This is a genomic window from Vibrio sp. QJM3NY_39, assembly GCF_057785895.1.
On the sequence record NZ_CM173505.1, the window covers coordinates 1487565 to 1512847 of the forward strand.

The 25283-nt window shown below is 42.3% G+C and carries 21 protein-coding genes and 2 pseudogenes; 6 read left to right on the forward strand and 17 right to left on the reverse strand.

Going from position 1 to position 25283, the window contains the following annotated elements:
- Window positions 1-54 precede the first annotated feature (54 nt).
- Window positions 55-978, reverse strand: coding sequence for a LysR substrate-binding domain-containing protein (locus AC3CHU_RS06690; RefSeq protein ID WP_488525289.1), 924 nt, complete (start codon window positions 976-978; stop codon window positions 55-57).
- A 130-nt stretch (window positions 979-1108) separates the two neighbouring features.
- On the opposite strand from AC3CHU_RS06690, the gene AC3CHU_RS06695 reads away from it, so the two are divergent.
- Window positions 1109-2161, forward strand: a complete 1053-nt coding sequence (locus AC3CHU_RS06695) for a quinone oxidoreductase family protein (protein WP_341634922.1) — start codon at window positions 1109-1111, stop codon at window positions 2159-2161.
- Window positions 2161-2598 carry a RidA family protein gene (locus AC3CHU_RS06700; protein WP_488525290.1) on the forward strand — a complete coding sequence of 146 codons (438 nt, stop codon included), beginning with the start codon at window positions 2161-2163 and terminating at the stop codon, window positions 2596-2598. The genes AC3CHU_RS06695 and AC3CHU_RS06700 overlap by 1 nt, the downstream gene beginning before the upstream one ends.
- A gap of 415 nt (window positions 2599-3013) precedes the next feature.
- On the opposite strand, the gene folM is transcribed toward AC3CHU_RS06700, so the two are convergent.
- From folM to AC3CHU_RS06750, 10 genes and pseudogenes are all read right to left on the reverse strand, one after another.
- Window positions 3014-3730, reverse strand: a complete 717-nt coding sequence (folM, locus tag AC3CHU_RS06705) for a dihydromonapterin reductase (protein ID WP_488525291.1) — start codon at window positions 3728-3730, stop codon at window positions 3014-3016.
- Window positions 3727-4365 (reverse strand): GTP cyclohydrolase I FolE, encoded by a 639-nt coding sequence (gene folE / locus AC3CHU_RS06710; RefSeq protein ID WP_488525292.1) that lies wholly within the window; start codon window positions 4363-4365, stop codon window positions 3727-3729. Before folE ends, folM begins: the two co-directional genes overlap by 4 nt.
- A 10-nt stretch (window positions 4366-4375) precedes the next feature.
- Entirely contained in the window at window positions 4376-4753 is a 378-nt protein-coding gene (folX, locus tag AC3CHU_RS06715) for a dihydroneopterin triphosphate 2'-epimerase (protein WP_108208096.1), read from the reverse strand.
- A gap of 157 nt (window positions 4754-4910) precedes the next feature.
- Window positions 4911-5408 (reverse strand): 2-amino-4-hydroxy-6-hydroxymethyldihydropteridine diphosphokinase, encoded by a 498-nt coding sequence (folK, locus tag AC3CHU_RS06720; RefSeq protein ID WP_488525293.1) that lies wholly within the window; start codon window positions 5406-5408, stop codon window positions 4911-4913.
- 453 nt (window positions 5409-5861) lie between these two features.
- A complete protein-coding gene (locus AC3CHU_RS06725; RefSeq protein WP_488525294.1) occupies window positions 5862-8252 on the reverse strand; it encodes a putative bifunctional diguanylate cyclase/phosphodiesterase in 2391 nt (796 codons plus the stop codon).
- A complete protein-coding gene (locus AC3CHU_RS06730) occupies window positions 8249-9301 on the reverse strand; it encodes a polyamine ABC transporter substrate-binding protein (RefSeq protein WP_488525295.1) in 1053 nt (350 codons plus the stop codon). Before AC3CHU_RS06730 ends, AC3CHU_RS06725 begins: the two co-directional genes overlap by 4 nt.
- A gap of 468 nt (window positions 9302-9769) precedes the next feature.
- Window positions 9770-9859: pseudogene (locus AC3CHU_RS06735) on the reverse strand (Lrp/AsnC family transcriptional regulator); the annotation flags it as partial.
- Between the two features lie 82 nt (window positions 9860-9941).
- Window positions 9942-10622: a haloacid dehalogenase type II gene (locus tag AC3CHU_RS06740; RefSeq protein WP_488525296.1), complete on the reverse strand. Its 681-nt coding sequence runs from the start codon at window positions 10620-10622 to the stop codon at window positions 9942-9944.
- Between the two features lie 217 nt (window positions 10623-10839).
- A complete protein-coding gene (locus tag AC3CHU_RS06745) occupies window positions 10840-11643 on the reverse strand; it encodes a MetQ/NlpA family ABC transporter substrate-binding protein (RefSeq protein WP_488525297.1) in 804 nt (267 codons plus the stop codon).
- Window positions 11644-11930: 287 nt separating this feature from the next.
- Complete coding sequence (locus AC3CHU_RS06750; RefSeq protein WP_488525298.1) at window positions 11931-12839, reverse strand: dienelactone hydrolase family protein; 909 nt, start codon at window positions 12837-12839, stop codon at window positions 11931-11933.
- A gap of 409 nt (window positions 12840-13248) precedes the next feature.
- Between AC3CHU_RS06750 and AC3CHU_RS06755 the strand changes: the two genes are divergently transcribed.
- Entirely contained in the window at window positions 13249-13875 is a 627-nt protein-coding gene (locus AC3CHU_RS06755) for a type II secretion system protein (RefSeq protein ID WP_488525299.1), read from the forward strand.
- A gap of 11 nt (window positions 13876-13886) precedes the next feature.
- On the opposite strand, the gene AC3CHU_RS06760 is transcribed toward AC3CHU_RS06755, so the two are convergent.
- On the reverse strand, window positions 13887-14342 hold the full coding sequence (locus tag AC3CHU_RS06760) for an Lrp/AsnC family transcriptional regulator (protein WP_488525300.1): 456 nt from the start codon (window positions 14340-14342) through the stop codon (window positions 13887-13889).
- 142 nt (window positions 14343-14484) lie between these two features.
- Between AC3CHU_RS06760 and AC3CHU_RS06765 the strand changes: the two are divergent.
- Together AC3CHU_RS06765 and AC3CHU_RS06770 are read left to right on the forward strand one after the other, a co-directional pair.
- Window positions 14485-16292, forward strand: a pseudogene (locus AC3CHU_RS06765) (PLP-dependent transferase).
- A gap of 446 nt (window positions 16293-16738) precedes the next feature.
- On the forward strand, window positions 16739-17101 hold the full coding sequence (locus AC3CHU_RS06770; protein WP_114633338.1) for a NirD/YgiW/YdeI family stress tolerance protein: 363 nt from the start codon (window positions 16739-16741) through the stop codon (window positions 17099-17101).
- Window positions 17102-17530: 429 nt separating this feature from the next.
- Here the strand turns inward: AC3CHU_RS06770 and AC3CHU_RS06775 are convergent, their stop codons facing one another.
- Window positions 17531-17773: a hypothetical protein gene (locus tag AC3CHU_RS06775; RefSeq protein WP_017075180.1), complete on the reverse strand. Its 243-nt coding sequence runs from the start codon at window positions 17771-17773 to the stop codon at window positions 17531-17533.
- 292 nt (window positions 17774-18065) lie between these two features.
- A complete protein-coding gene (gene accD / locus AC3CHU_RS06780) occupies window positions 18066-18932 on the reverse strand; it encodes an acetyl-CoA carboxylase, carboxyltransferase subunit beta (protein WP_488525301.1) in 867 nt (288 codons plus the stop codon).
- Window positions 18933-19053: 121 nt separating this feature from the next.
- Between accD and AC3CHU_RS06785 the strand changes: the two genes are divergently transcribed.
- Window positions 19054-19965, forward strand: a complete 912-nt coding sequence (locus AC3CHU_RS06785; RefSeq protein WP_488525302.1) for a LysR family transcriptional regulator — start codon at window positions 19054-19056, stop codon at window positions 19963-19965.
- A gap of 235 nt (window positions 19966-20200) precedes the next feature.
- Here AC3CHU_RS06785 and AC3CHU_RS06790 read toward each other — a convergent pair whose 3' ends face one another.
- The 3 genes from AC3CHU_RS06790 to AC3CHU_RS06800 all read right to left on the reverse strand — a co-directional run bounded on the left by AC3CHU_RS06790 (window position 20201) and on the right by AC3CHU_RS06800 (window position 24790).
- Window positions 20201-21121, reverse strand: a complete 921-nt coding sequence (locus AC3CHU_RS06790; protein WP_488524388.1) for an IS5 family transposase — start codon at window positions 21119-21121, stop codon at window positions 20201-20203.
- 279 nt (window positions 21122-21400) lie between these two features.
- Complete coding sequence (locus AC3CHU_RS06795) at window positions 21401-23020, reverse strand: endonuclease (protein WP_488525303.1); 1620 nt, start codon at window positions 23018-23020, stop codon at window positions 21401-21403.
- 801 nt (window positions 23021-23821) lie between these two features.
- Entirely contained in the window at window positions 23822-24790 is a 969-nt protein-coding gene (locus AC3CHU_RS06800; RefSeq protein WP_488525304.1) for a nucleoside hydrolase, read from the reverse strand.
- Window positions 24791-25283: the final 493 nt, after the last annotated feature.

The window sequence follows — 25283 nt, forward strand, 5'->3', positions numbered from 1 at the left end:
CAACGACAGTGACGTTAAAAAAGCATAACTTAATAATTCTGGCCAATCACAGTATTAGTTATTTTCCCTACCTAGATAGTCGGGTATGTAGATAGATTTTAGCCAACAGATAAAATTTAATAACTTTGGGGTTGGATCATCGGCATAAGCTAAAAAATAAGAGCGACCTGTATCCAAAGTTAATTCAGGATAAAGATTGACGAGTGTACCTGCGATTAATTGTTTCTTTACCATATCTTCTCGACCTAGCGCCACGCCATGGTTTAACAAAACGGCATCAATGACGGAAGTGGAAGTGTTGAATGACATTGACGTGGAGTTCTTATATTCAATATTGAATGTCTCACACCAATGTTTCCAATGGGGGAAGTCTGATCCTGAAATGGTAAGATCATGGATCAAGGTGGCATCATTCAGCCCTTCAGGGGTTGATAGGTGCGGGTTTCTTTGTAAGTAGTCAGGAGTGCAAACTGGAAACACTTTTTCATTATGGTACAAAACATCGTTTTCATCTTTCCACCCAGATTTAGCATAACGTATGGCGACTTCGGAGTGATGATTGAATACATCAATAATGCCATCAGAGATATCAAGTGTGAGGTTTATCTCTGGGTACTTTTCCCTAAACAGGTACATATTAGGAATTAGAACTCGACTTGCGAAGGACGGAGGAACGGAAACGGTCAGTGTTCCACCCTTTGTCATATCTTTAAGCGATTGGGCACTTTTAGCAAGTACCTCAAACGCACCACTAACTTCCAATATGATGTCAGAGAAATCAGAGTTAAGCGTGAGTCTCTTTGCTCCGGACGCCTTTCTTCGAAATAGTTTGTAGCCAATATAGGTTTCATAACCACGAACTAATTGTCCTATGGCTTCTGGAGTCACTCCTATTTCCCTAGCCGCACTAGCATAACTTCCCAGCCTTGCTGTAGCTTCTATTGCTCTAAGTGAGTTTAAGTGTGTAACGGTATTCATCCAAAGATTTCCTTCGTGTACTAAGCAGAAAGACTAGTTTGTTTGACGGCTATTAGCAATGGATAATTACGCTATCACTTCGGTATTGAACCGATGTTTTTGATTTATCCTTATTTACTGGAGAAGTGTTATGTCGAATACAATTATGCCAAAAACAATGCAAGCAATCATGATGTCAGAATTTGGCGAACCTAGCGTTTTATCTTTAAAATCTATTGCGACACCGCGCCCTAAGACTAATGAAGTGCTTATCAAAATTGAAGCCGCTGGCATTAACCGTCTTGACCACTATATCCGAGAAGGTGGTGTTAACTCTGAACTAAGCTTCCCGTTTATTTTAGGGTCAGATGCTGTGGGTCACATTGTCGAGCTTGGTGCTGATGTGACGAAGTTTAAGTTGGGTGAACGCGTCATTCCAATGCCGGGATACCCTATTGACCCGAGTGACGACGGACATGAAGTACTTGCGACCTCAAGATCATATGCAATTCGTGGTTTGGTTGAAAACGGGTCATACGCGCAATATATGGTAATGCCAGAAAAATGGCTTTTGAAAGAAACAACAGGGCTGCCAGCAGAACAATTGGCAGGGTTACCAATGCCGTTGGTGACGGGTGTGAGAGCCATAAAAGAGGTTGGTGAAGTACAAGCTGGTCAATATGTTCTTATTCATGCCGGAGCATCTAGTACGGGTTCAGTCATGATCCAAATCGCTAAGGCACTAGGAGCAAAGGTTGCAACGACGACGCGTTCAGTTGATAAAGTAGAGTTTTTGAAATCCATTGGTGCCGATTTAGTTCTTCATGGCAGCCCTGAAAATAGTATGGAATTACTTAATGAATGGACTGAAAGCGCAGGTGTGGATGTTGTTATTGACCAACTTGGTGGAGACAGCCTCGCGACGTCTATTGAATGGGTTAAACCGCTTGGTATTGTTGTTTTAATGGGGAATGTTCTTGGCTTGGAATCTACGATTCCAGTGCGAAGCGTATTCTTTCCTCAGAAACAAGTGAGAGGCACGCTGATGGGAAGTGTGAGCGATCTTGAATGGGGACTAGAGCAAGTTAAAAATGGCAAAATTAAACCTAGAGTCGATACTGTTTTCACTCCTGATCAGGCAGTAGAAGCACACCAATACTTGGCTGATGGGAAAGCACTCGGTCTAACGGTATTTAAATTCTAATGGCTAGTTTCGTGCTTCCCGAAGCCCCCAAGGTATTAGGTAATTACCAACCATATATTATTTGTAATGGTATTGGATCTATTTCTGGACAATTTCCGATTAAGAACGGTGAATTGCTCTATCAAGGGAAGGTAGGTGAAGAGCTTTCAGTCTCTGATGCAAAGCATGCTATCGAGATTGCTACGCTGAATGTCCTATCACAGCTGAGTAATGCATCCAATGGTTTTGCAGATCTGGATGGTATTCTCAGAATGGACGCTTACATAGCAAGCGGTCACAGCTTTTATCAACATGCGGAGGTTGTAGACGTTGCCTCTAATTTGTTGGTAAATGTACTCGGCCAAAAAGGAGCTCATGCTAGAAGTGCGATTGGAGTGTCCCAACTACCGCTTAATTCTAGCATTGAACTAGTGGCTAGCTTCTCAATGGCGCCTTAGCTAGCTCTTGCTTCAATGCTAGTTTCCATTAGAACATCCATAACCTTAACCTTAACTTGTTGCTTGATAGTTATTGATGCATGTGTGTATTGAGAAGCTGAGGTGCGTCGCTCAATGCTAGAGCAACTAGAACGGTTCAACAAAATGCAGATGAAAGCGATTAGGTCTGTGAAGTAGGGTGGTTACAATCGCTCGATAGATAAAACTAAGGCCTCGTGTGTGCGAGGTCTTTTTGTTTTTGGCGGAAGGTTTCTGGTGAGTTCTAACTCTAAATTGGACTTTTCGTGCTGTAAATTTGCTTGGTTCAGTTTCACCTGACGCGGCATAGTATTTAGTATTATGTTAGGTCATGCTCAGTCAATCAGGTTTAGACAGTGACGTTCACTATGCAGCCAGAAGCTCAAAATAAATGGCTTCACTTCAAATGCCTGCCGCCATCTAGGTGCAAGGTTCTTCCCGTCATGTAGTGACTGGCCAACACAAACTTGATGCCATCTATTATTTCCTCAAAGCCCGCTTCTGTGGGGATCAGAGCTTTTTTCAGCGCTTTGGTTTTGTATGCCTCATCGTCATTTTCATTGAACTTAATCATGGCTGGAGAGAGGGTGTTTACTTTGACCTTGGGAGCCAGCATTGCTGAGAACGACAGAGTCAGGTTGTTGAGCGCAGCTTTACTGGCCGCGTAAGCGATGTGTTTTTTACTGCCTTTTTCTGCGACGTAATCACTGATGTGGATGATGTCTGACGTTTTATCGCCAGACATCAGTTGGTCTTTGAGTGTTAAATTGAACAGATAAGGCACGGTCGCGTGAATCGTCATCATCTGATGCATGATTTGTGAGGCATTTTCACTGGGGTTTTTCTTGTTCTCCGGCTTCCAGTCGGAAGCGTTATGTATGATGGCTCGAAGTGTCTTATATTCTTGCCCCACGTAATGAAGAAAGCCCTCTAAGCTGCTTTGTTGATAAAAATCTACCTGCTGCAAGTCGGCTCCACTGTCGCGCAGTAATTGCAGTTGAGGGTAGTCGCTGCGATATGTGCCAACCACTTTGTATCCATCCGCTAAAAGTTGCTGCGCCAGTGCGAAGCCTAGTCGCTTTCCCACGCCAGTTATTAGTATCGTTTCACTCATCGTAAAAACTCAGCTCTAGTTTGAGGGTTAGTTTTGAAAATACCACCGAGAGCGGTTGTTGAAGTTTCAGAGTTGGCATCCATGACACCTCTAGATTTAACGCAATAGTGAGTCGCTTTAATCGTCACGGCCACGTTTTCTGTTTCAACGAGAGTCTGTATCGCGACCAAGATTTGCTGAGTAAGGCGTTCTTGTACCTGAGGGCGCTGAGCAAAGAATCGAACAATACGGTTTATTTTAGACAGCCCAAGAATCTTGTTTTCAGGGATGTAGGCCACTTCTGCTAAACCATCAATGGTGATGAAGTGATGTTCACACGTCGACGTTAAATCTATGTTCGATACCTTAACCATTTCATCAACGGACATTTTATTTTCTATAACACTGATTTTGGGAAAGTTATCGTAATCGAGCCCTGAAAAAATCTCATGGACGTACATCTTCGCAATGCGATGAGGGGTTTCAGCGAGGCTGTCGTCGGTTAAATCCAGTCCAAGCGTACTGACCACTTCTGTTAAAAGCCCTTTGATGCGGTTGTACTTCTTACTAGGGTTCATTTCGCTCGGAGTCATTGGGGTTTCAAGTCCTTTTGCGAGCAAAGCTTCTCTTACTTTTTCGGCTTCTGTATTCAGCATGACTCTCTCCTTATGAATTATTGTCGTTGTCTGCTTCATAACTCAGGGTGAGCGAAACAGAGTCGGCAAAGCGTAGCGCATGAGGCTTGTCAATTCTCACTTGAGCGTATCGTACCCATGGGTGATCGATACAAATGCCGAGTACGTCGCTGGTTAACTTTTCTAAAAGCAGAAATCTTCCGGATTCGACATGTTGAATGATCTTCTTGCAGATGTTTTTGTAGTTGAGTGCGTTCTCCACATCATCTGAGAGGCAAAGGTTGTTAGCGGGGTAGTGGATCTCTGCATTGATAACGATGTCTTGCTGCTTAGACTTTTCTTCTTCGTTGAAACCGATGAAGGTTCTTAGTCTCAGGTTTGTAATGGTGATAATGGCGTTGTGATTCATAACAGTGTCCAATCCATAGAAAGTGAAGTCAGTTACGTACTTGTTTTAAGAAAAGATCAGTAAAGCTCACGCGATTAAGAGTTCAGCTGTTCCTGTTGCAGATGTTCCTTTCGCAATTGTTCCTGTTGCAGCCGTTCTTTTTTCAGTCATGCAAACGTTAAGTGAAACTGAGCTCGAAAGGGATGGGTTCGGTTTTCTGGCTCAATTGATCGAAGCTTTCCCAGAGCTGCTGATATGAGATGTCTAGAGTGGGGTGGCGTTCTTGCGCGGCAACATCGACTAATGGCCTGAGTACAAAAGCGTACTCGGTGATTTCGCCTCTAGGCAGCTCTACGCCATCAATAACGCCCACTTGATTACCATAAAGAAGGATGTCGATATCCATCGTTCGTGAAGCATAGGCTTTGGTCTGACGCTTGCGATCGTTCTCTGATTCGATTTGATGCAGAACCTTAACCAGTTCTGCGACAGGAAGTTTACATTCGAACCCAACGACAAGGTTTAAGAAGTTATCCCCTTTGAAACCGACAGGCTCGCAATCGTAGAATTTGGAAATGTGTAGGGGCGCAAAGCGGTCATGTAATGCTTTGAGAGATTCTGTGACGTGATGTTCGCGGTTAATGTTGCTTCCGATGCTGACATAGACGTTGGCCATAGTATTACCTTCCTTTTAAGGAGCTATACGTCCGACTTGCTATGAAGATCAGCTATGCGTCCTTTTAATGGCAGGACGGCGAAAGAAAAATACGGCTCTGTTACAAGTTTTGCCCGTTTTGAGCCCGAAAAAAGGGCACCTGTGAGCTAGAAAGTGCCACGAGTCAAAGCTCAGCCTATGAAGGTATTGGATAACTATTTTGTCAGTGGTTTTGCTAAGTTAATAGAATACGGATTAGTTATAGCATCGAAAACACCGCTTTACTGAAGTTGGCTCGCCTCAAATAGAGGTGCATCTGGCTTTTTATCGTTACCCATGTCAAAGCTCATGACAACAATTCTAATCAGGAGGTTAGATTAATCAGGCCACAACATACAGCCATCAATCGAACGGGCAAAGCGATGTGTCATTCCAAGGCGCAGAACTAGACCATATTCTATGGTGTCACATATTTTAACTGTATTCAGGCAAACTCCCTCTCTTCCATGCCGCGATAAAATCATCTTCTTTTAAAGGCTTAGATAGTAAGAACCCCTGTACTTCCTGGCATCCTTTGTTTCGAACGTAATCTAATTGACTCACTGTTTCTACGCCTTCTGCAATGATATTGAGATCATAAATTTTGGCCATTTCAATGATCACTTCAATAAGCTGTTTGTCTGTTGATTCAGAGTCAATTGCGTTGACAAACATACGGTCGATCTTAAGCGTATCGATAGGATAATTTATCAGTTGGCTAAAGGCCGTATAGCCGGTACCAAAATCGTCAAGAGAAACCTTCACTCCGAGTTGTTTCAACGCCTTAAGTCTCTCAATATTCTGTTCGTCTCCGGGTATAAAGCAGGTTTCAGTGATTTCCATTTCAATCATGTAGGCTGGAATCTTATAGCGCGTCAGTAACCCAGAAAGTACATTGACAAAGTCGGAATTAGAGAGCTGCCAAGATGAGAAGTTAATCGCTAATGTACCATCAAAATTCAGCTCTTCTATCCAGACGGACAGCGTCTGCAGAGCATTTTCAAAAACCCAATAATCAATATGTTTAATTAAGCCTGACGATTCTGCTACAGGTATAAAATCCGCTGGCCCGTAGGAGAGTAGAGCCTCGTGGCTTGTTCGAATTAGAACTTCTGCACCTTTTATCTTACCTTTTTCGATATCATAAACAGGCATATAGGTTAGATAGAACCCGTTAGATTTAATCGCATCTTTCAAGTCTTCATTAATTTGAGTATGACGCTTTATTTCTCTATCCATCTCTTTTGAGTAGAATTGATAATGGTTTCTTCCCGCGACATTTTTGCAGGCATACATCGCTGAATCAGCATTGTTAACCAGTTCGGTGACAGAGTTAGCATCATCAGGGTAAACGGAAATACCGACACTGACCCCAATATCAAATTGAGTACCATCCACCTCGAAGCCGTCCTCAAAGAGAGAGAGAATTCGATGGGCAAATTCGGTAAGTATATCTAAGTCGTCCAATCCACCAACTATGATGGCAAATTCATCCCCAGATAGCCTGGCGAACTCAAGCTCAGAGATAGTTAGATTTCCCCACTCAAAATCAACAAAGCTGTCGACAAGGCGTTCTGAAAACACTACGAATAAGTGGTCACCAACATGATGTCCGTACTTGTCATTTACGTGTTTAAAGTTATCAATATCAAAGTAGATAACGGCGCACTTTGTATCTGTTTCGGTGCAGCTATTCATTATACGCGTGATATCTAAATTGAATTTTTTCCTATTTGGTAAGCCCGTCAGAGAGTCTCTTTTTGCCAGATCATCGAGATCAGTAATCAAATTAATGTACTTATTGGTGAGGATGGAGACTTCGTCGTTACTTTTGGAACGCTCTATGTAGACTAAGCCATCATGATTTACGGACTCCACTTTCTTAGTCAGTCTCTCCACTGGCTTAATGATTTGTTTTACGATAAGCCACTTTAGTAGTAAGAAAGTGACAGCCGTTACTAACAAAACAATAACAGCGTAAAGAAGTTGAAAGGGTTTATACAACTTATTGAGGTGTATTTGAGATAGGCAAATTTTGATAGACCATAAGTCATGTATTAACTGAAAACCTAATTCATAGTCTGGCAAGGTAATATCTTTTGTCTGTTCTTCGTTACCCAGCGAGTACGAGGTAGAATTAGGTCTGAGTATCAGTTGAGCGTCAGGACCGAGCCTACTTTTCACAGACGCTTGAAATTCATCGTAGTGCCTGATTTTTGAGCGAACCACTGCAGTAAGTAATGTCTGCCCATAAGAAAAGGTTGGGACAGTAAAACTCTGCTCAGGTGTAAATGTTTTTACAACTAAAAATTCAGGGCCTTCAACACCATCGTTCAGTTTGTAGGTAGAAGCGTTAACGTGAGCCACACCTTTCAAATCTAATGCTTGTTGAATCGTAGCAAGGTGATCCGTCACAACCGTATCAGCAGAGTATTTTGCAAATGGATCCGACGTATTAAAGTAGATAAGCTCTTTGCCATTAATATCCACTAGAGCAAAGCTCTCGATCGTACTGTGATTGAGCTTTAATTGATTGATATAAGCCGTTAGCTCTTTCTCCGTGTAATATTGAGCAGTGTCATCATATATTTCAATAAGATACTTTTGAATGTAGTAGTTCTCTAGACTCATTCTAATCGCAGAATCGAGCTCTCTAAGCGCTTCATTAAGCTCATGAGAGATATGAGTAAGTTCACTTTGTAATTGTTCCGATAGCGACGAGTTCAGTTGCATTTTTTGACTGGTATACGAAAACACTCCGGCGATGGAGAAAATTACCACCATAACAGGGAGCAGAATATAATTGATCTTTAGCGACAGTTTCATTTTTTTGTTTTATATCTTTGGTTATGAATAACAAAGAGTATTTGGCTTCTCAGGTCTGAAGCTTCTTTGCTTAGTGTCTTATAGGTAAACGATGAACCGTTGTCTAATCCCGTTGGGAACAACTCTTCATCTAACAGATAATCATCAGATGCTAAGCCCAAGACGTGTCTGTTCGAGCTTGCGAACCACATCTCTTCTGCATTTAATGCCGATCTTTCAGGTGTGTTAATAAAGTTAAGGAACTCTATCGACGCTTTGCTAATAGGCCTGTCTTTATGGACACTAAAGCATTCATGCCACATCAAAGTACCTTCTTGAGGAATGGTATAGATCCAATCATCTTGCTCTGTATACGACGCTATTTGTTCTTTTTCTCCTGAATAGATAACGGCAACTTCCATTTTAGAGCCAGATTTTTTATCTAGAGCGTAGCCAATAGCCGCTCTTATCACTAATAGCTGTTCACGGACCTTCATTAACAGTTTGTACGCTTGTGCCAATTCGACTTCATTTTCGGTCATAGGATCGAACCCTAACGCCAATAATGCGATTGCAATGGTATCTACATCGTCATCAGGAATCACAACAGTTTGAGGATGCTCTAATGCGTAGTCGAAAACGTCCATCCAAGAGGTTATACCTTCGGTAGCTCTTGAAGACCGAAATGCGACCCCCATGGTACCATTAGCGTACGGAATGCCATTCACCCCGCAAGCTCTGCGAGACTCCTCTGTAAAGTTTGAATTACCTTCCTTCAAAGTATTAGACAAATCCCCTAAGGTGCCTGATTTGCCCAGTTCGCCAATGGTTTGCCCATCAATGATAAACAAATCATAGGCTAGGGCTTTACCTGAATACACCACAGCATCACGCAACATTTCATTTTCAAAATAAACTTGAGAAACAGTATGACCGTATTGTTCTTCAAACTCTTCTATCAGAATGTCAGAGATATAGTCTTCCCAAGTGAAAATTTTTAGCTCTTCGGCAAAACACCTAACGGATAAAAAAATAGTACACGTTAGAGTAAAACAAGTTAAAAAACGCATCAGATACCTATTACTAATTGTTTTCGATGGTGTTTAACCATGACGTTGGTTTTGGTCTTATTTATCAAACATAAGCGTAATTGTGCCTCATCATTCAATATATTAGTGAGATGTATATTAGATATCGTGCAAATAGTTGATTTGTGGGACTAGAGTAGACATAGAGAATTGAAAGTGTAAAACATCGTTAAACGTTATTTTTCATATTGGATCAAATCGGAGCATGTTCTTTACTACAAAATCAAAATCAAAATCAAAATCAAAATCAAAATCAAACTCAAACATCACCAACTTGCAACTCCACGTCGACAGTTTGCTTTGAGAAAAAGTACTGAAATTCCAGTAGCTCGATCTTCCACGGAGTCATTACGTTAATGCGGAATGGGGCAAAACATTTGTTGGTGCAGTTCAGGGATGATGAAGTTCAGCCTCTAGCGCCCCATAAACCCAAACAACAGCGTCACAGATTTATCTCACGGGAAGCTTAGTCTTTGTTTTTACCTCACCGAAGGCGAAGCTGGATTCAATAGACGCAATATTGGGTAGGCGGGTTAATTGCCCCGTAGATAAAATTAAGGCCTCGCGTGTGCGAAGCCTTTTTGTTTGTATCGAGCGGGAGTAGCAAAAGCCTCTTGAGGTTTTACTTGTCTAAATTGTGCTTAATTATCTGTTTTACCACACCATCCATCGTCTTTGAGCTAATCTCCGGCTTCAAATACAAGGAATGATACTCAACTCCTGTTCGGTCTATATAGGCGGCTTGTAAGCCAGCAGATAACGCACCATGAGTGTCCCAATCGTGAGTAGCGACAAGACGAAGGTTATCGACAGGCTCTTGTAAAGTTTCTGCTGCAAATTTATACACGTCTGAATTTGGTTTGAAACTGCCTGTTTCTTCAACAGAAATGACGGTGTCGAAATAATCTTCTAAGCCCGAGTTCTTGATTTGAGAAGTGATAAGGTCGAGGGATGAGTTAGAAAACGCGACTGTTTTAAAACCACTTTTACGCAACTTATGTAAAGACTCTTTGATATCAGTGTGCGGTGGTAGATTGGCAAAGGAAGTTAATAAGGCATCTTTGCTTTCCACCGTTAAATCACATTTGTACCGCTGTGCAATAGCGTCGAGCGCTGCATTCGCTAATTCAGAAAAAGTAGATTTTACGTTTGTTGCGATGCAAACCGTTGAGGAGTGTAAAAGCTTTGAAAACCAGAGCGATAATGCATCCTCACTGCCAAACACCGCTTTAAATTTAGGCTGTAATGACTCCAAATTTAAAACCGTTTCGTTTATATCAAACAGTATCACTTCTTTTTTCATGCGAAGAACCCAGAATTAATTGAATTTCATACTTACATAATCCGCTCTCATCACACCGTTTTCAACCTCGATTTAAGTAACTTAAGCTTTGCTTCTAATTTGAAAAGGGGCAGGAATGAGTCAGTGATGAACACGTCAACTCAATCTGGCTTTGCTTAATGTCTGGCGTTGCTTAATGAGTAACAGGCAACGCCAAATCTAAGGTGACTTTCTTGGTCTAATTTGCGGCTTCTATGGTGCCTTTGAAAGTGCTGTTTAAAAAGTCATTGATCTCTTGAGAGTGGTAAATTGAGATGATCTTTTTATACGTTTCATTATTTTTGTCTTCTTCTCGCGCCGCCACAACCATCACGGCTAAAGGTGCGTCTTTTTGTTCTAAGTAAATGCCTTGTTTCTTAGGATCGAGTCCAGCCGACATTACATAGTTCATGGTAATTACAGCAGCATCTACATCGTCAAGAGAGCGAGGGAGCTGAGCGGCATCCACTTCAACAAATCGAATGTTCTTCGGGTTGTTAACAATATCGTTTAAAGATGCGTTGAAACCAGCGTTGTCTTTTAAAGAAATCAGTCCAGCATCTTCAAGTAGTAATAGCCCACGCCCACCATTCGTTGGGTCGTTTGGAATCGCGATTCGTGCGTTATCAGGGATAGAGTCAAGCGAAGTGTACTTGTTCGAGTAAACGCCCATACGCATCAAAATTGAACGTCCGATAGAAACTAACTGGCTATCGTGATTGGCATTAAAGTTGTCGAGAAATGGCTGATGTTGGTAACTATTGAGTTGAATACTTCCATCGTCCAATGCTGCGTTAGGGGTGATGTAGTCTGAGAATTCGACGAGTTCAATGTTAATCCCTTGCTTTGCTGCTTCTTTGGCGACTGCCTGTACAACTTGTGCATGTGGGCCAACTGTCGCCCCAATCTTGATGACAGCCTCGTCTTTTTTTCCACATCCTGTTACGCCGAATACGAAAGCTAATGCCAACAGGGATGCTGTGATTTTTTTGTAGCTGTTCATGATAACTCCATTTAATTAACCAAAAGACATGTAGGTGTCTGGATGTCTATATTATCTATTTATGCGATCGGGTCAATAGGTTTGTTAGAAGCAAAGCTAGATTGATATTAAGCAGCTAGGTGTACTTAATACCAGAATGTCGACACCCCAAACCTATCTGTAGGGCAAGCCCATATAGCGTTGAGAAAACAAAGGCCTCGCACGTATGAGGCCTTTTGGGTTTCGTTGAATAAGGTATAGGGCAGTAACTTGGAATTTAAAGAAAACGGGTTCGGTAAAGCTGCCTATTAAGAAAGCTTTTTATTAAAGAACTCAAGTGTACGTGCCCACGCTAACTCTGCTTCTTCTTCAGCATATCGACCTGTTGAATCGTTATGGAAGCCATGATTCACACCGTCATAGATGTAAGCGGTGTAGTCTGCCTCAATCTCTTTGAGTTCAGCTTCATACTCTGGCCAAGTTGCATTCACACGTTTGTCGATTCCCGCAAATTGGATGAGCAATGGCCCTTTAACATTCTTTCTTAAATCTGGTGCGGCAGGAGTACCATAAAACGGAACGCCCGCATCCAGTTGTTCTGGCATTACCGCCGCCAACATATTTACGATATAGCCACCGAAGCAAAATCCGACTGCGCCTAGCTTACCGTTACTTTTTTCATGAGATTTCAAAAAGTTTGCAGCGGCGATAAAGTCTTCTTCGATTTTCTCTCTGGATAATGATTTTTGCATTGCTCGACCTTCATCATCATTACCTGGATACCCACCAAGCGAATAGAGTGCATCAGGTGCAAACGCAATAAACCCCGCGGCTGCGAGTCGTCTTGCCACATCCTTTATATATGGGTTTAAGCCTCTATTTTCATGAACAACTAAGACAACTGGCGCATTATCCGCTAACTCTTTTGGTTCCACTAAATAACCACGGCCTTCTCCGTATCCTTTAGGTGAAGGAAATGTCTCGTAGGTTGCTGTGATGGAAGGATCATTGAAAGAGACTTGCTCTGCCTGCGCATAATTAGGGATCAGTGCAGAAGTTAGCGTTGTCATGGTTAAGCCAAGTACAGCCAACCCAGATAGACGAGCCATAAATTCTCTGCGATCAATCAGACCGTGCGCATATTCGTCGTACCAATCAAATGCTTCTTGAGGGATAGATCGAGTTGGATCTGATTGAGACTCGGTACTTTGATTCATAACTTTTCCTTGTTGTGAGTTGTTTTACCAATCAACTATAGTGGAAATTTCAATATATTTGAACGATCGCTCAATATCTTTTAGGCTATTTGTTATATCAAAGTACAAAAATTAGATGACAGTCAGATAAACGATCACTTCGAATCGATTCCCATGTCTTAGGTTTGTTTGACGGAATCAATCTACACAAGGTTTAGGTATGCGATTAAGTCAGTGAAGTTGGGTGGTGACTATTATTTGTTTTTGGGGAGGGTCTAGTTCTAAATTGACCTTTAAGAGCTAGGCATATTTACGGTCAATAGGGCAGAATGTTTCAATACAAACCGCTTGATTTTACTCTGGTATAATCTTTCCTTATAAGGGAAGCCATAGCGTTATTAGAACCGTTTTGATGAGAGATAAAAAATAGATGTTAAGACTTTTGCGTCAGATAGAAAAATGGAAACTTGCATCGTTTAGTTTACTCATGCTCATTGCCGCATTTTTTATCTACAACCAGATCGGTAATCGTATTTCCCGTGTCGATGAGGCAACATTTTTGATCGGGCAACTGAATACTGTCTTGGATGCAGCGGAGCAATATTCTCATGACAATGGCTCTTTACCTCCAATTACTTCCGATACCGACACGAACTTCGGCTACTTAAACATCAATCACTTAATTGAAAATCCGGGCTTATCAACATGGCAAGGGCCGTACCTACCTTATGGCGATACATGGATAGGTGGTGATCAGTACATCGATCACCCAGATTACATAGCAACGCAATTACTGCTTAAGGAAAAGGGCAGCCAATGGGCACGAGGAAGCTCCGAGACAGGTTGTGAATCGTCGTCAGCAACCTGTTCTCTTGCGGCTTGTATATGGTTGGTACCAACAAAAGTGGCACAAGAAATTAATCAGATTATCGACGGCAACACGGATATAGAAAGTTCGAATACGACCGGAAAAGTACGTTACGACAAAGCTTTTGGCGGTGCACTTATCTGTATGATTGGAGATGACTATCCAATGTCTTCTGCACAGTCAAACTAAGTCGTTTCTAATTATCTCACTGGCAGCTTCGTTTTTGTTTTTACCTGACCGAAGGCGAAACTGGATTCGATAGAAGCTATATTGGGTAGGCGGGTTAATTGTTTGCGGATGAATTGTTCATAGCTTTTGAGCGATTCACTGACCACATGCAAAAGGTAGTCGTGATTGCTTGTCATCAGAAAGCACTCTAATACTTCATCTATCACTTCAATGTGTTGTTCAAAGTCGCGCATATTCTCTTCAGTTGGCTTTTCAAGTTTCACCAACACAAACACATTCACAGGCAAGCCGCATGCTTCTTGGTCGACACTAGCGTGATAGCCGCGAATAATCCCTTGTTTCTCTAATGAGCGAACTCGACGCAAACAAGGAGAGGGTGAAAGTGCCACGCGATCGGCCAACTCTTGATTGGTGAGCCGAGCGTTGCTTTGCAGTTCAGCCAGTATTTTCTTATCGATCTCGTCCATTAGCATAATCCATCAATATCGAATTTAGTTTGGCAATATTATTGCTCAAAGTGTATGTCTTACTTCGCAAATAGCAATTTTTAACATCTGCCCAAAACTAAAATTAAAGGAGGAATAACAAGCATGGAATGACTTAGGAATTATGAATACTTCAACTCAACTTAGCCCGCTGCGTAAAACCACCAAACACGAACAAGCAGAAGCTCTTGCCATTGAGCAGGCAAAACACTTTGGTATCGACCCAAATAGTGATTACGGCGTCACACTGATTGAACTGGCGGCGACATTGTATAAAGCCAATACCAAGACGCATGACCTTTGGGCGTTAACCGTTGATGGGCTTTCAGAGCTTGACAAGAGTGACCGAATCGCTTGGTTTAACGCTAAACGCTTTCTGTCATTCCAGATCGCTAAGATCCTCGACAATCTGCAAAACCCAATGCGTGCCACTTACCAATCCATTGCCACCAATAACGGTAATTTTGCGTCTAAAGGCGCGTATCCTATCTTCGATAATGTTGCCGCTATTTTCTCTGCCAGCCCTGTTATTACACGTACAGCGACGTATTTGTTTGCTTGTACAGAATGGATTGAAGATGCGTTCAACGGTAAAGAGCCGCTGCACGATATTTACTCTCGTCTTCTCAATCCTACATCGATTTCACTGGCTAATCACATGGTTGATATTGAGGCAGGTTCTAGAGCCAACGAGTATCTCGCATGGAACTTTAACTCGGGGATGGCGGCTATTGATGGGTTGTTAAGCCACTTGCTTGGGCATGAAGACATTGTCTTGGCTTCACGCAATATCTATGGCGGTTCTTACCAGCTGTTGGAAGATTGGTTTGGCAAGCCTTCGAACCTGAATGTCGCGGTAGAGTGGGTCGATGGTTACTCTGGTGATGAGTTTGCGACTCGCCTAGATGAGGTTGCCGATAAATACGCTGATCGCCTCGCTGCGGGTAAGAAAATCTACGTTTACCTAGAGTCACCGTGTAACCCGCATGGATATGTGTTGGATGTTGCTAGTATCAGCAAAGCTGGTCACGTTCGTGGTTGGGATGTGATTGTCGACTCAACAGTAGGTACGCCATTGTTGCACCCAGTACTAAAACGCGATGATGTTATGGAAAGGCCAGATTATGTCATTCACTCTTACACCAAAGAACTGGCGGGTTCCGGCACCACAACGGCTGGGGTAGTCATCGGTCGTAACGAGACCATGTTTGTGCCAAAAGGAGAAGAGGTCACCTGTAACAAACCTAACGGCGATGTGGCCACCATTCCATGGAACGAAACGCTGTTTTGGAATGTGTAATTAAGGGCGCATTCCTAGACGCAGACAAAGCGTTCGAAGTGCTCAATGGTATGAAAACCTATGAGATGCGCGTGGTGCAGAAAACCATTAATACTCTGACTCTCGCGAAGATCTTCGATGCTCACCCAGACATCAATGTGTCGTGCCCAGCTTTGCCAGATAGTGATAACTATGAACACTGCCAGAACAACATGTACTTGGGGTTACCTGCAGCGCTGTTTACCATAGACATGGAAGGCAACGGCGATCGGGCGCCAATCAATCGAGATGGGTTTAAACAGTTCTTCGACATGCTTGAGCCCGCAATCGGCATGCAAGTGAGTTTAGGGCAAACCAATACGGTGGCACTGTGCCCGACACTGGCTACGCATTCTGAACTCAGCGACGAGGCGCTCAATGAAGCAGGCATCAAACCGACCACAATGCGTATCTCTATCGGCTTGGAAGATCCTCGAATGTTCATTGCTCACATTATCGAGGCAGCCAAATTGTCAATCGACCGCAAACACGCAGACTTCTCATCGAGTTTCCCTAGTGGTAACAGTATCGATGAAATCTATATGCAAACCTATATGGATGTACATCAGAGGTTTGTGAAGAGCTTGCCGAAGTTCAGTCAGCTTACTCAGTAACTTAGGTCAGTAAGCTAAGCTGGCAATAAAGGTTAGCAAGAAAAGTCAGTGAAGTAGGGTAACTGTAACCGTTAGAGTGCAGTTATAATCACTAGATAGAAAAACTAAGGCCGCACGCGAGGCCTTAGTTTTAGAAAGCTCTCACTGTGTAGTTTCATCGAGTGCTATTTAATTGGTGCTTGGAAAGCGACTCTGTTGATGACCTATTACTGGGCGAATACTGAATAACAAAGAGCAAGAGCTCTAGAAAAGGAATGATTTTCGTAAAAAGTAAAATTATTCGATTAAGATAGCGTTTAAGATCATATGGTTATGGTTTTTTTGGGTATTGTCATTCTACGTATTTTCAACATGAATGAATTATGAACGCTACTTTCATCCGCGATTAATACCACCTCCTGCATAGTACACCCATCAAAACAAACTATGACTCCTTAGAGGTTCTTATGAAAAACGTACTTATTGCTACTACACTGGTTCTGGCTTCAGGCTTAGCAACAGCAAACACTTTACCAGCAACGGGCGGATTTAGTGGCCCGACGGCTAGCGCTCCTGTTACGGTTGCTCAAGTCCTAGAAGCAAGAGATGATACCCAAGTTCAGGTGACGGGTAACATTGTGCACTCTTTGGGAGATGACGAGTACAAGTTTACTGATGGCAAAAACACAATTGTGATCGAAGTAGAGGATGAAGCTTGGGCTGGTTTGACGATTGCTCCAAATGACAAGATAACGATTGTTGGCAACGTTGAAAAAGATAGCTGGGAAGAGGCAACAATTGAAGTCGATAGAATTGCGATTGGTAGCTAAATCGAGTGAATGCAGTAGTAACTGAAGCGATAACTTAAACCTCAAAGGAGCTCATTGTGGCTCCTTTAAAGTTTTATAACTATGACAAATAGAGAGCATGTATTTACTTTGTGTTATTGCTCATAACTCATAGCTAAGTGCCATACCCGTCCAACATTAATTCAGTAAACAGTCTCCGTCTCTAATAAAGCTAGATTCTTAGGTAATAGACTGAATTTCGGCTGTACCAACCCATTTTTGTGTTTGGGACCAAATATAGCGGTGACTCATTTTGGGGAAAACGGTGAGAGCAGGAGCTAACTCACTGACGCAAAAAGTATCTGCTCCATTGGTTGTCAGCATGAAATGGCTCATGTTGAGATTACTCGGCAGAGAGACTCAAAAAACTGTCGTTAGAGAACGTTGTAACTCTCTCTGCTCACTCGTTTACTATTTAGGCTGGTGGCCAGTCTTCTTCGCAAGCTCTTGCATAGCCTCGGCAAACGTTGTTGTCCCGCCTTTAGCTTTAACCTGTACCACCTTATACCCCAGATTTTCCAGCGCTTGGCGCTCTGTTAAAACAGCTTTATCATCTGGCTGACTGCCCTGTACTGGCTGATGAATGTAACACCCCTCGAGTTGACCATCTTCGACCAGTTGGTGGTGTTTTAGTGCATTGATATCAAAATTCATAGTAAGTCTTTTCGTTTAGAATGGAGAGTCTCTGTGGCAAAGGCCGCAAGTATTTATAATTTGATTGTTTGTACCATACGGCATTTTAACCATAAGAAGCTAGTGTAAATACAGTAATCCAAAGGAATGTAGCTGGGTACGGTTTACTTCTTCAACCTCTTATTGATAGTCGGAAAGGGGAGTAACTGAATGCGAACGTTACAAGTGATGCTGTATATTTAGCGATCAAGAATGTTCTCCCCTCGGTCGTTAATCTAAAGAGATCGTTGTTCGTCATTTGACGGGGAGGTTTTTAATGATCAACTTGAATCTGAGTATTGGTCATCATTGCGATGAGACTTGCAATCCTTTTGCGCATCTCACGTCTATCAATAATCATGTCTAATGCGCCATGCTCTAATAGGAACTCGCTCTGCTGAAAATCTTTAGGTAACTTTTCTCGTACTGTTTGCTCAATTACACGACGCCCGGCAAAACCAATTCTCGCTTTGGGTTCACCGATATTTATATCACCTAACATCGCAATACTTGCCGATACACCGCCAAAAGTTTGATCGGTTAATACGGAGATATAAGGGAGCTTTGCATCTGATAGTCGCATTAAAGCAGCACTTGTTTTTGCCATTTGCATTAAAGCAATGAGCGATTCTTGCATGCGCGCTCCACCACAAGCCGAAAAGCATACTAATCCACAGTTAGTCTCGATGGCTGCATTAACAGCATCAACAAAGCGAGCGCCCACAACGGCACCCATTGAGCCAGCCATAAAAGAAAATTCGAAAGCGCACGCCACAACAGGCATCCCTAACAACTCTCCCTGCATCGCGATTATTGCATCTTTCTCACCTGTACTTTTTTGGGCTAGGGCAAGGCGCTCTGTGTAGCGTTTATTGTCTTTGAAACTGAGCAAATCTTGCGGCTCGTGTTGTTTGCCTAACTCAGTTTTCATACCTTTATCTAAAAAACTGTCTAAGCGACAGCGTGCCGACATCCTCATGTGGTGATCGCATTTTGGACATACCTCCAGATTTTCTTTAAGGGCTATGCTGTACAGGATCTGGTCGCAAGAGGGGCATTTTGTCCATACGCCTTCTGGAATATTCGCTTTACACGTACTGATTATATTTTTCTTATCTAATAGCTTTTCTAACCAACTCATTGGAAACCTTATCCAGTTCACTTTTAATGATGAGCATTGTATAAGCCTGTTTCTGGTAATAAAGTGGCTAATATTGGCTTTATAATCCAACTGGGTGGGATTATTAGAATGGGTGGGATTAATGGGAATGCTTGAGAAGATTGATCAACAATGGCTAAAAAGTTTTCACTGTGTCTATGAGAACAATAGCTTTAAGAGAGCTGCGGAGTTTCTGTGTTTGCCGACATCAAACGTCAGTCGTCATATCGCGTTGCTAGAAGAGCAGCTGGATGCTCGACTTTTTGATAGAACGACTCGCCGAATTTCTTCGACAGAAGCAGGGGAGCACCTCTATCTACGAACTCAGCCATTGTTGGATAAACTCAATGATGCTCTTGAGGAGGTGACACAACACTCTCGTGAAGTCATAGGGCAACTCAATGTTTTAATGCCAGACTCACCTGACTTGGCCCAAGCCGTCGTTTCGTTTTGTACTCAATATCCATCTATTTCATTATGTTGTGATACGAGTATCAGCCCTAAAGAGGATCCGCTTGACGGGTTTGACGTTATTTTGAGTTTTCATCGAGGGAAGCTAGAGGATAACAATTGGATAGCGAAAGAGATTAAGCGTTGGACTAGTGTTGTTGTGGCTTCACCCAAACTTCTTCATACATCTTCTAAGCCTTTTAAGATTACGGATTTGAAACATGTACCTTGTATTAGCAGCTTTACCGCGTTAAATGGTATGCCATGGGTATTTAAGAACGAAACAGGTCAGGTAATTACTCAAAGAGTAAAATCTGCATTTAAAGTGAATAGTGGACAACTCGCTAAAGCAGGTGCATTGGCTGGTTTGGGGCTTGCGATACTCCCTGCTGAATTTTGTCGCGATGAAATAGATACTGGCTCTTTGGAAGTCATAGAACTTGAATACAAACCTGAAGATTTGGTGCTGTACGCCTTTTATGCGTCGAGAAAGCACATAGCAAAAAAGGTTCCGATGTTCATTGAGCACTTAAAACATCAAGCGAATCTAGACGCGCAAAAATAACAGAAAATTCGGAGGCTAGTAGGGGCTCTTCCCTAGGTTAGAGATGTAGTCATTATTTATGGATAAAACTAAGACCTCGCGTTTGCGAGGATTTTTGTTTTTCGGGTAGTGATAACAAACTTTTTGACATAAATGAGCTACAACTTCCCCTAAGTTAGCAATTCATAGATAACTAAAGGTAGGCTTTGTTGCGTAATTAAATTTATAGATAGAGCTACCCCATTTCGTGTGTTTCTTAGTCAATACGACAAGTTTCAGGCATACCTAACCCAGTAAGCTTGTTCAACGCTTTTATCATCGCGTAAGTCTCACCCACCTGCGCATTGTAATGTCTTAAGCTCAATCGTCCTCCTAGTAACTGTTTAACTCGATACATCGCTGTTTCTGATAGTGAACGTCTGTGGTACCCATACCGCTCTTTCCAATACTTATTTGAGCCGTATAACTTCTGGCAACCCACGGCGAGGTTTCGAGGATGACCACGCTCCCAGAAGGCTGCCCCTTCTCTTGGGGGAATAAGCGCAATGGCTCCCTTACTCTTAATAGCAGCATGACACAATCTCGTGTCGTAAGCTCCATCACCAGACACCTCAAGGATACTTCGGCGTGTTTGTTTCAGTAAGTTCGGGAGGACTTCTCCATCTGTAACCGTCGATAAACTTAGCTCGGCTGCGATAATTTCATGAGTGCTTGTATCAACGGCAATATGCAGCTTTCGCCAAACTCTACGCTTGCCATCTGTCCCGTGTTTTTTGACTTTCCATTCACCTTCGCCATAAACCTTTAGGCCAGTTGCATCAATGGCCAGGTGCTGTATTGCTCCTCTCGCTTTAGTCTTAAATGAGACCTCAACTTGCTTTGCTCTACGACTGATGCAGGTGTAATGCGGACAACTTAATGGAACATGGGCAAGCCTAAATATTGAGTCGATAAACCCTTGCAGAGCTCTCAGTGGCATAGAAAAAACTCGTTTCACCATGAGCGCTGTCGTGATAGCTAAATCGCTGAACCGACGTGGCCTCCCGCGCTTACTCTGTTTGCTTTGCGCCCACCCGTTTATTGCCTCTTCATCAATCCAAAAGGTCAGAGAGCCACGGTTAATAAGTGATTGGTTGTATTGCTTCCAGTTGGTTGTTTTGTAACGAGGTTTAGGCATAGAGCTACGAGAAGGAGTGAACGTAGCTGATCAGATCGTAGGCTCTTGATTTAGTTCCATTGAATTACGCAACAAAGCCCTAAAGGTATGGAAAGTCGCTTAATGTAGCGTCTAGTATTGATGGTGCAGATCACTGACAAACATACGGACCTTCATGACAATATGCTTTTTCAAATATTTAAAATCATGCTCTCTAATGCCTATCAAAAAGAAGCCCAAACAAAGGATTGGGCTCAATTCAATAATCATAAAACCATTGTCATGGTGGTTATATTCCGATTAATTTCCCCAGATTTGGCTTACAAACTCTGGATGGTCAATAAACGGATTACGATTCCCTTGGAAATCATGTACCGCCTTATTTCGGTCGATTTCTTTTTGGCTTACTGGATCTTCAGAATGCCAACGCTTTAGCATGGTAAGTAGCCAAGGTTCAAAAACGGTTGTATTGGTTCCATCCAGAACGGCGTCAGAGCTTGTAGAGTTCCCTTCCCAATTAGCGATTTCATTTTCATAGCGTGTTGCCATGTAGAAATATGCTCTTGCGAAATCACCTTTAAACTCATCAATTGGCTCAAACACCGTACCTGCATAACCAAGAGAGTTTGCTGCACTGCCTAATTTAGAACCATTGCTTGATGTGTATGTTGGACTACTTACCTCACCAAATGGCCAATTACTACGTTTCGAGTTAACGTAGCCGTCAGTGGCAAATAAGTGGTGACCGTCAGAGTTCATTGGCTCGACTTTTCCACCAAACCAGCTTTTCGGGAATGAGTGCTCGCGGTTGTAGCAATCACCTTCTTTGCTGTATTGACCACATTGATCGATCACCTTCGTAAATTGGATTGAATCTGAGCCTGAAGGTTTCTCCGAATACATATCGAGAATCGACCCATCAGTGTCATAGTATGCGTCTAGGTCAGCCTCAGACACTAATGTCCAAATAGCGGTGTAACCCTGACTACTATGATTATCAATAATTTGATATAAGGACGTTTTTAACGCAAAGCCCACTTTGTCTTCAGCGTCTTTGTAATACTCACCTAAAACGGGTGGTTCAGTTGGTGGTGTAGTCGTTGAGCCACCAATCGTAAATTCTGTACTCTGACTTGCTTGGAAATCACCACCAGATGCCACAACGGTTCCGTTTACCGACAAACTGTATGAACCATTCCCCACACTGCAGCACATTCCATCTCCATAAGAGTCTGAGACTTCTAGGGTGTAGCTACCATCCGCTAAACACATTTCCACTTCATTGATGGTGTTACTTTGATAGTCTGAACCAGAATAAAGAGTTTGAGAAACTGAGTTTTTGAGAGACCAACTGGTTTCAGAACCATAGTTATCCGTCACTAGCGTGAGTGCGGCACTTGTGTCTTTGCAGCTTTGTGTGGGTGGAGTCTCCGTAGGCTGAAAGTTATCTAAATACACCACTTCCGAACCATCAAAACCTGCATCATCATAAAATCGTATGCCCACAACGATATCTTTAGTGCTGGTAGCGCTGTACGAGTGAGTTAATGCTTGCCACTGATTCGTTAAACCATTATTCGAGTAGCCTAAATAGCCATCAACAAAAAGGCGAGCTTTCACGTTACCTTCCGTGTGATAAACATCGACAGAAAAATCATAAGTTTTCCCTTGTTCAACACTTATCGTTTGAAGTAAGTCGGTATTACTTTGAGTACTTGTATTCACTGTTACTTGCGCAGAGAAACTGCCGTTATTTACAGGGTCGGTAGAGAGGGAAAGTGCAATGCCGGAGTCAATCACACTCCATCCAGATGGTACGTTTCCTTCCCAGTTTTCGAAACTTCCATTTTGCATTTGCGCATGCGCACTCGCTGAACAAAGTAATGCAACGCCACTTAGTTTTATTATTCTATTTATCATATAACCTTCTGTTTAATCGGATAAAAACCAACTAAGCTTAGAAAGTAATCAAAAAATGAATGGAGATACACATCACATTTATAAATGTAAGCATTGTCACTTTTATTAATATATGTGATGTAAAGCAATGTGGTATCGATCTGTCAAATGCTTTCGCACGCTAGATTATTGAAAAAAGTTCATCTCGGCTTTCAGGGGAAAGCTGCGATGAACCAAAAATAAGCCCTTATCCACAAGCCCTGCCTATAGTAAATGTAACCTCTACTAAAGTTCGATCCCGCCCTTGCCTAACCAACTGAAAATTATGTATATAATTCAGTTTGGTTCTAATTTCTAGTTGAAAACCGTGCAAGCACATGTTGCTTCCGATTCAAGGCGCGTTATCAATCAAAAAATTCCTTTTAGTTTTCTATTATTCAATGGCTTAGAAATAGTTGAACAACATATTCGTGCGTAAGTGTGATTAAAGGTCAGTCTGTTGTGGATTAAAACATTTAGCTACATTGTTGGAACTCTAGACATCAGGAAAAGTAAGGCAAGTTGCAGGGTTTGAAACTGAGTTCAATCCCTCTCAGGCTCACTTTGGGGGCATAAGTGAGCTAGTCAATTCTCGAACTTAGTCAATGAAAATTACTTTTTAATATGGATAGACACTTAGATCGTGTATTGATATTGAAGATCAGTTTCATCTGAACCAGATGAAGCTAACAGTGCCTTTGAGCGTTTCTACGCAATTGTAGGATTATTGTATCTAGAGCATTAGCCTGTCGCGCATTTCTCAATATTTACGACAGGCCCACTTTACTGCTGTGAATAGTTTATCAATGTCTCTCTGTAGAGTGAGAGTAAAGTATCGCTATCTACTTGAACGCCGACTTGTTGTGCAGGAAATAAACCCCATTCATCATTCATATAGTTACGTTGATCAGCTTTCTGAATGGTCATCCCTTCCGCTGGCCCATCTGTGACAACCCTGACCGGGCCATTACGACTTGTAAAAAGAGACGGTTGGATAACATAAGCAATGGCTGATGGGTCATGAACATGACAACCATCCATTCCTACTTTGTCAGAATAAAACTTTAAGTAGTAACGGCTAATGTCCCAGATGAACTGCCCAACTTCTCCAGCGTCATCTCGCAACTCATCAAGGTATTGACTGGTAAAAAAACTCTCCTCTGTAACATCGAGCCCGATAATGACTACTGGCCATGATGCCGTAAACACCTTATCGGCAGCATGAGGGTCATCATGAATATTCGCTTCGGCAAATGGTGTTACATTCCCTCTGTGGCCGTTTTCACCGAATGCACCACCCATAACGACCACTTCTTTTACCAAGTCGACGATGTCAGGAGCAGCTTCCAGTGCAAGTGCAAGATTAGTCAGAGGACCGACAGCCACAAGAGTGATCTCTCTAGGTTCAGCTCGAACACTGTCGATAATGAACTGATAAGCTGGCTTTTTAATCGATTCATAATCTAGCGAACTTGGTGCCGTCACATCACCCAACCCCGTTTCACCATGCACAACAACCGTTGCTCCAACAGGATCTCTTAATAAGGGCTTATCCGAACCTTTAGCAACGAGTGCCTTCATAGCGAATTTTTGCTTCAGATAGAGAGCATTTTGAGTGCCATTGTCTATCGTCGCATTTCCATAAACGGTCGTGATCCCCATCAGCTCAATATCTGGATGTGCTTCTGCAAATAGGATTGCCATTGCATCATCGATGCCCGGATCTGTATCTAGGATGATTTTCTTTGTCATATCAGCTTCTAATTAAACAGTTGAGAGGAGTAGACGATACCTAGAAAAAACACTGATGAACGTGACTTGAATCTCATGATGAGAGCAATTTAACTTAAACACTCAAGGTTTGAATTGCTCGTATGAATATTGTACTCCGGTCATTTTTTTTCCGCCTTTTATAAGGTATTAGTACCTTTAAAATATTGGAAAAATTCACCATGCCACTACAAGTTTTTCGACAGTGATGGACCACCAGTAGAACAGAATGTTCGATACTAAAGAAAGTTATCACGATGTATGTAGTGAATTTAATAATGGCTCGTAAATCAGTTGCTTACGGTGGGGTTTTTATTTTTAAGATTCCAAGATCAAAAGCGAAATAGGTCCTAATTTGGAATGGATGCCATCTACAAATAATGATGTTGTAAACGTTATAAATTCTCTAAACGAATTGGTTTTGCACGGTCACTTAAGGCAATTAGGTCGATGTGGTCGTTATGACCATATATAT

Excerpts from the sequence above, each read along its gene's own strand:
- AC3CHU_RS06690 (WP_488525289.1), bottom strand. The coding sequence starts at position 978 with ATGAATACCGTTACACACTTAAACTCACTTAGAGCAATAGAAGCTACA.
- AC3CHU_RS06695 (WP_341634922.1), top strand. The coding sequence starts at position 1,109 with ATGTCGAATACAATTATGCCAAAAACAATGCAAGCAATCATGATGTCA.
- AC3CHU_RS06700 (WP_488525290.1), top strand. The coding sequence starts at position 2,161 with ATGGCTAGTTTCGTGCTTCCCGAAGCCCCCAAGGTATTAGGTAATTAC.
- folM (WP_488525291.1), bottom strand. The coding sequence starts at position 3,730 with ATGAGTGAAACGATACTAATAACTGGCGTGGGAAAGCGACTAGGCTTC.
- folE (WP_488525292.1), bottom strand. The coding sequence starts at position 4,365 with ATGCTGAATACAGAAGCCGAAAAAGTAAGAGAAGCTTTGCTCGCAAAA.
- folX (WP_108208096.1), bottom strand. The coding sequence starts at position 4,753 with ATGAATCACAACGCCATTATCACCATTACAAACCTGAGACTAAGAACC.
- folK (WP_488525293.1), bottom strand. The coding sequence starts at position 5,408 with ATGGCCAACGTCTATGTCAGCATCGGAAGCAACATTAACCGCGAACAT.
- AC3CHU_RS06725 (WP_488525294.1), bottom strand. The coding sequence starts at position 8,252 with ATGAAACTGTCGCTAAAGATCAATTATATTCTGCTCCCTGTTATGGTG.
- AC3CHU_RS06730 (WP_488525295.1), bottom strand. The coding sequence starts at position 9,301 with ATGCGTTTTTTAACTTGTTTTACTCTAACGTGTACTATTTTTTTATCC.
- AC3CHU_RS06740 (WP_488525296.1), bottom strand. The coding sequence starts at position 10,622 with ATGAAAAAAGAAGTGATACTGTTTGATATAAACGAAACGGTTTTAAAT.
- AC3CHU_RS06745 (WP_488525297.1), bottom strand. The coding sequence starts at position 11,643 with ATGAACAGCTACAAAAAAATCACAGCATCCCTGTTGGCATTAGCTTTC.
- AC3CHU_RS06750 (WP_488525298.1), bottom strand. The coding sequence starts at position 12,839 with ATGAATCAAAGTACCGAGTCTCAATCAGATCCAACTCGATCTATCCCT.
- AC3CHU_RS06755 (WP_488525299.1), top strand. The coding sequence starts at position 13,249 with ATGTTAAGACTTTTGCGTCAGATAGAAAAATGGAAACTTGCATCGTTT.
- AC3CHU_RS06760 (WP_488525300.1), bottom strand. The coding sequence starts at position 14,342 with ATGGACGAGATCGATAAGAAAATACTGGCTGAACTGCAAAGCAACGCT.
- AC3CHU_RS06770 (WP_114633338.1), top strand. The coding sequence starts at position 16,739 with ATGAAAAACGTACTTATTGCTACTACACTGGTTCTGGCTTCAGGCTTA.
- AC3CHU_RS06775 (WP_017075180.1), bottom strand. The coding sequence starts at position 17,773 with ATGAATTTTGATATCAATGCACTAAAACACCACCAACTGGTCGAAGAT.
- accD (WP_488525301.1), bottom strand. The coding sequence starts at position 18,932 with ATGAGTTGGTTAGAAAAGCTATTAGATAAGAAAAATATAATCAGTACG.
- AC3CHU_RS06785 (WP_488525302.1), top strand. The coding sequence starts at position 19,054 with ATGGGAATGCTTGAGAAGATTGATCAACAATGGCTAAAAAGTTTTCAC.
- AC3CHU_RS06790 (WP_488524388.1), bottom strand. The coding sequence starts at position 21,121 with ATGCCTAAACCTCGTTACAAAACAACCAACTGGAAGCAATACAACCAA.
- AC3CHU_RS06795 (WP_488525303.1), bottom strand. The coding sequence starts at position 23,020 with ATGATAAATAGAATAATAAAACTAAGTGGCGTTGCATTACTTTGTTCA.
- AC3CHU_RS06800 (WP_488525304.1), bottom strand. The coding sequence starts at position 24,790 with ATGACAAAGAAAATCATCCTAGATACAGATCCGGGCATCGATGATGCA.